Genomic DNA, 5,131 nt, shown 5'->3' with positions numbered 1-5,131 from the left:
TTTCACCCCATTAGTTCATGCCCATGCTGGGCGTACACAAGGCCAGTCACGGCGACGTCTACTACATTGCGGCTTCGCCTTCATTTCGTAGCCGCGCGTGCTGAGCGGCGTTACGTGTCAGCGCACACTAGGGGAATTTAATGATCCAACTACTTATAAACAGGGAGTGCCCTGAGGCAGAGCCAAGCACTAGCTTTGGTGGGCTGCCAGTCAAAGGGCTCGATGAGGATTTTCAGTGGCCCATATGCCAATCCTGCAATGGCGCTATGCAGTTCCTCGGCAAGTTAGCGGTAGACGGCAGAATAGAACAGGTTTTTATGTGCCAAAATGATCCGGGACTATGTAATGAGTGGGATGCTGATGGTGGGGGCAACTCAGTTGTTGTCACAGCGGCCAGAGAGTTCGAATTAGCTACACCGCCTGAAGGAGGGGTAACGACAAAGGAAACCAACTACGGTGCAGTCGTTCTCGAGTTCGATTCGGATGACTACGAGGAAGCTAGGACTCAATGGGCGGAGGAAAATGGGCTTTCCCTTAGGCAGGTTCTGGGTCAGGTTTTTGGAACGCCTTCATGGATTCAAGGAGACGAAACTCCCAACTGCGACATATGCAAAAAACCCATGAGATTCGTCGCGCAGTTGGAACAGGGGCCTGATTGGAAAGATGAGATGGACTTTGGTGGTGGAGGCTGTGCGTACCTATTTGATTGCACCTGCGACTCGTCGGCCAAGTTTATGTGGCAATGTTGATCAAAACAAGTAACAAATTTGTCAAAAGGACGCTCCTGAAGTCGTGCCTTTAACAAAAGCGTTATACGCAACCAAAATGAAGCTAAGTGGCGAGCGTTAGGTTTCTGGGAGTTGGTGGTGTTTGGCCTATTTAAGAAAAAGATGAACATCGAAGAATTTATCTCAGGTAGTGTCGAAGGCCTGAGGATGGCCACTGATGCTCACAGAGCAACATGGCACCTTGGGGAGGAGAAATCCTGGAACGTAGATCAAGACAGCGGACAAATCATCTTTTCGTTTGAAGATGGCACTATTGCAGAATCACCGGTCCAAATTATTGGCACCTTCAATTCCAATGATGACACGTTCATGTGGGGCTGGGACCACCCTTCAATATTGCCCGCACTTCAAGCCAACGCATTGCGGGTGAAGCAATTTGGCGAAGAGCATGGTTCAAAGGAACTAACGACTCAAAAGGTCACCTGCACTGAGATGAGAGCGTGGAATTATACTGCACTGGCTATGCGCCTCGCTAAAGCAAACGGCGCATATCGTGCTGAGGCCGCTCCAGGCACTTTCGTGTTTATAAATTTTGGAGAGGTACACCTTGCCAAAGAAACATAATCAGTGCAGGCACGGCGACGCTCATTACATTGCGCCTTCGACTCCATTCCATGGGCGCGCATGCTGCAAGCGTTAAGATTTCGGAGATTTTCGCAGTATGAGCAATTGGAAAAGAATATTTGAGACCGCTTTTCGAGATTTCGAAGGAGTTGATGAGCTTGAAATGGAATTTAGTTTTTACGCTCCGGCTTCGATTGTTGACATTAGGGGTATAGAAGATTCAAAAGGGGTGAAACTTACCGAAGAGCTTAAAGGTATATTTCTTGAATTTAATGGGATTTCTGTAAAAGAAAAATACTGGGGCAGGAAGAATCTTTACCTCCCAATCTCGGAGGTTATAGAGGACGTAGAAGATTACATTAAGAATAGCGGAAATCCAACACCTCCAGAAACTGAACTGAATAGTGTTGTGTTCTTCGCACAGCAGAACGGTTACGCGGTATTGTATGGCATGTGCTGCCAACCTTTTGGGGAATTCAAAGTTGGTCAGGTTCTGGCCTTAGACCATGAAACTGGTGAGTTTGAGGTAGAGTCCGAGAACTTAGAAGAATTCGTCGGCAATAGTTGGCACTGCGGGTTGTCCTAAAAGCCTAACAATCTCAGGCACGGCGACGGCTTTCCCATTACGGCTTCGCCTCCATTCCAAAGCCGCGCATGCTGCGGGCGTTATACATTCAGTGAGGGTTTATGAATACCAAAGTAAAAAATATCGAGAAAAAGTTATTGTCGGACAATTGGTATACGCTCAATACATACTCGTTTGATTATCAAAAACCTAATGGAGAGTGGGGGCGACAAGAGCGTGAAGCCTATGACCGAGGTAATGGAGCAACGATACTTTTATATAATAGTTTTAAGGGTAGTGTTATTTTGATTCGTCAGTTTCGTTTGCCGACATATGTTATATGGTAATGCCGAAGGAATGTTAATCGAAACATGTGCTGGGTTGCTAGATGAAAATAATGCGGAAGACTGTATTAAAAAAGAAGCTGAAGAAGAAACTGGCTACAAGATAGATAAAGTAGAAAAAATTTTTGAAGCCTATATGTCACCAGGCTCGGTAACCGAAGTGCTTTACTTTTTTATGGCTGAGTATTCAGATGCCATGAAGGTTTCTGAAGGAGGTGGTTTAGAGCATGAGCAGGAAAATATTGAGGTGTTAGAGCTAAATTTTAATGACGCTTACGCCATGATAGGTTCGGGATAAATTAAAGATGGAAAAACGATCATGCTACTCCAATATGCAAAACTCAAACATCTTTTTAATTCTGATTAGCTCGTATAACAAGCACATTAAAAATCGCTCCACTACGTTTCGTTGGACGTCGCTGACGCTCCGCCTTTTATGTGAGCGTTAGCTGAAAGGGGATCGTCTGTGCAGTTAGAAAACCTTGATGAGTGGCTTGAAGGGCTTCGAAAGGAAGACGACCTGCTTGTTGGCGAACTACACGTGCCCTTTTTGCGACAAAAAGAACTAATAGAGGTCTGCTTTGTTGGTCAGGAGCGGGCAGTCACGGAGAGTCAGCAGAACACGCTGCTGGGCTATCTTGACCGGGTCGATACCATCCATAAGCATACGGTGGAGCGAATCTTTACCGACTACCAAGCGAGCGTCGATATCTATCGAAAAGCAATTCAAGAGTGGGGCGAGGCCCCTGATGAGAATGCTCCGCACGTCCGCTCAGCCGAAGACTTAGCTCCAGTGCTGCTGTACCAGAGCTTATTCATTCCCTCTTGGAAGGGTATCGGGACTTTTGGCATGGGCTTCTGGGCGAAGTGGGAGGTTGAGCATGGTGTCGGGCTCAAGTTTGATGGATGGCGAGTATCTGAAGCAGGAGAGAACGCTGTCCATTTTCAGTTCTAATGAACAAACGGCTAACAATCGCAGACACGGCGACGGCTTCTCCATTGCGGCTCCGCCTCCATTCCAAAACCGCGCATGCTGCGGGCGTTCAGGCTGTAGAAAAACTCGAGTAATCCTTAAGCAGGTAAATTTTCCGTGCGGAGAGTGCCCTGAAATACTTTTCGCAATGCAGAACTGGCCCAGAATTCACGTAGAATCGCGATTTTTGGGTGAAATATGAACAGCGAGAAGAGGCCGGAGTTTTTCTACAGCCTCGTTATGTTTTAAAGGGTATGGGTAAATTGTGAAAGAAGCTGCAACAAGATATCTAGAACATCTGGACAAAATATTCAAAGTGGAGCCTAGTTACTTCAAGCATTCAAAGGAAGAAGAATTCCCTCCTTTTCATAGCTTTACCTACAAAGATATCCCTGAAAAAGGGATGGTTATCGGATTTACTTCAGGTGTTTCGTTTGTTGATCAGCCGGGTGGCGAAAATATTCGACCAGAGTTGATGATTTGTGTTGATACCGAAGATGACCTTTGGGTTCTAGCTCTGGCTGATATTGGTTATCAGCACAGGGGTGAGTTTAGCTTTAAGGCTGGGGATACCATCAACTTTAATGCCCAGATATCCGAAGAATCTGAGATGACCTCATTCTTCGTATGGCACCAAAATTTGATTAGCGAGGACCATGAGGTGGTCTGCTTACCAGACTGGCATATTAGGCTTTTACAGCTATTTCCGATCCATGATGATGAGCGGCTGTTGATACACGAGCATGGCCCAGAGTGGCTATTTGAATTTGTTGATGACCCGTGTGATGTAAGGCGTGATAGCGTTGCTCACAAATTTACAACATAACGAATAAGGATAGATCGCGCGCAGCCGCGATCTATCCTTATTCGTTGAACGAAGCCGCTTCGCGGCAGATTAAAAACCCCACCAGCTAAGCTCTTTTCATTGCGGCTTCGCCTCCATAACAAGGGCGCCGCTAAGCTCAGCGTTATAAGGCAACACATGTTGAAGCATATCATCGCCGCTAGTGTTGAATCAGCTTTTGCTGGTAGCGTCGCCTTTGCTGTGGTGACGTTTCCTCGGTATGGCTGGCAATCCGGATTGCTTACCGTCTTTATATTTCCGGTCGCTTTAATTTTGTCCATATTGCTTGCTTACCCCCTCATAAGGTTGTGGCAGAGAAGGTGGCTTTCGGCAAGATCGTATTTGTTCGCTCTGGTCGTTTTGGGTTTTCTGCTCGGCGCAGCCACACCGGCTGCAATGTTTGGTTCGGCAGGCACCATGATCAGCTTAGAATCTCTGCCTTTTCTTAGCCTTTACGGATATATTGGTGCCATCTGTGCTGCGGGAGGCTGGAATTATGTCCGCCGAAAAGTCGCCTTATAGCCAAGCGTACCAGTTCGCCGCCGCAAGCGGCGGCAGGACGCTCGCAAGCTCGCGCCTCTGTACGCGGCGTTCAGGCTGTAGAAAAGCTCTTAAAAACCAGTTGTTTTTGGTAGAATTTGGCCATCAAAGGGANTTAACTTCGAAGACCAGCTCCAGCCCGGTACTTTCGAGTTCACACTCCACCGCCTGATCGATGGCCATATCGACCTCTCCCCCTTCAACGACCAATATAGCAACGATCAGGGTGGCAGAGCCGCTTACGACCCAGCGATTCTCCTCAAGATCATCCTGTTTGCCTACGTCAAAGGCATCACCTCCAGCCGCGAGATCCAGTGGCAGTGTGAAAACAACATCATTTTCAAAGCCCTTTCCTGCGACGCCGTTCCCCATTTCACCAGTATCGCGAGCTTTGTCAGTGGCTACCCAGACGCCATTGAGTCCGTCTTCGAACAAGTTCTACTGGTTTGCGACCAGCAGGGCCTACTCGGCAATGAACTCTTTGCCATCGACGGCTGCAAGATGCCCTCGGAC

At 47.5% G+C, this 5,131-nt stretch carries 9 protein-coding genes; all 9 read left to right on the top strand.

Features of this window, described 5'->3' with window-relative positions:
- The first annotated feature begins 140 nt into the window (after positions 1-140).
- Positions 141-749 carry a hypothetical protein gene (locus OQE62_RS19160; RefSeq protein WP_265723649.1) on the top strand — a complete coding sequence of 203 codons (609 nt, stop codon included), beginning with the start codon at positions 141-143 and terminating at the stop codon, positions 747-749.
- Between the two features lie 141 nt (positions 750-890).
- Complete coding sequence (locus OQE62_RS19155; protein ID WP_265723648.1) at positions 891-1,352, top strand: DUF6882 domain-containing protein; 462 nt, start codon at positions 891-893, stop codon at positions 1,350-1,352.
- Positions 1,353-1,449: 97 nt separating this feature from the next.
- Positions 1,450-1,938 carry an SMI1/KNR4 family protein gene (locus tag OQE62_RS19150; protein WP_265723647.1) on the top strand — a complete coding sequence of 163 codons (489 nt, stop codon included), beginning with the start codon at positions 1,450-1,452 and terminating at the stop codon, positions 1,936-1,938.
- Between the two features lie 101 nt (positions 1,939-2,039).
- Positions 2,040-2,264: an NUDIX hydrolase gene (locus OQE62_RS19145; protein WP_265723646.1), complete on the top strand. Its 225-nt coding sequence runs from the start codon at positions 2,040-2,042 to the stop codon at positions 2,262-2,264.
- A gap of 10 nt (positions 2,265-2,274) precedes the next feature.
- Positions 2,275-2,559: an NUDIX domain-containing protein gene (locus tag OQE62_RS19140; RefSeq protein WP_265723645.1), complete on the top strand. Its 285-nt coding sequence runs from the start codon at positions 2,275-2,277 to the stop codon at positions 2,557-2,559.
- Between the two features lie 168 nt (positions 2,560-2,727).
- Positions 2,728-3,216, top strand: a complete 489-nt coding sequence (locus OQE62_RS19135) for a DUF6985 domain-containing protein (protein WP_265723644.1) — start codon at positions 2,728-2,730, stop codon at positions 3,214-3,216.
- Positions 3,217-3,499: 283 nt separating this feature from the next.
- Positions 3,500-4,060 carry a suppressor of fused domain protein gene (locus tag OQE62_RS19130; protein ID WP_265723643.1) on the top strand — a complete coding sequence of 187 codons (561 nt, stop codon included), beginning with the start codon at positions 3,500-3,502 and terminating at the stop codon, positions 4,058-4,060.
- 156 nt (positions 4,061-4,216) lie between these two features.
- A complete protein-coding gene (locus OQE62_RS19125; protein WP_265723642.1) occupies positions 4,217-4,600 on the top strand; it encodes a hypothetical protein in 384 nt (127 codons plus the stop codon).
- 114 nt (positions 4,601-4,714) lie between these two features.
- A partial coding sequence (locus OQE62_RS19450; protein ID WP_322746593.1) for a transposase occupies positions 4,715-5,131 on the top strand: 417 nt, incomplete at its 3' end.

It is taken from the genome of Microbulbifer halophilus, from assembly GCF_026183675.1.
Lineage (GTDB): Bacteria > Pseudomonadota > Gammaproteobacteria > Pseudomonadales > Cellvibrionaceae > Microbulbifer > Microbulbifer halophilus.
The sequence above is the reverse complement of the archived record's forward strand: the minus strand, read 5'-3'. Positions and strand labels throughout refer to the sequence as shown.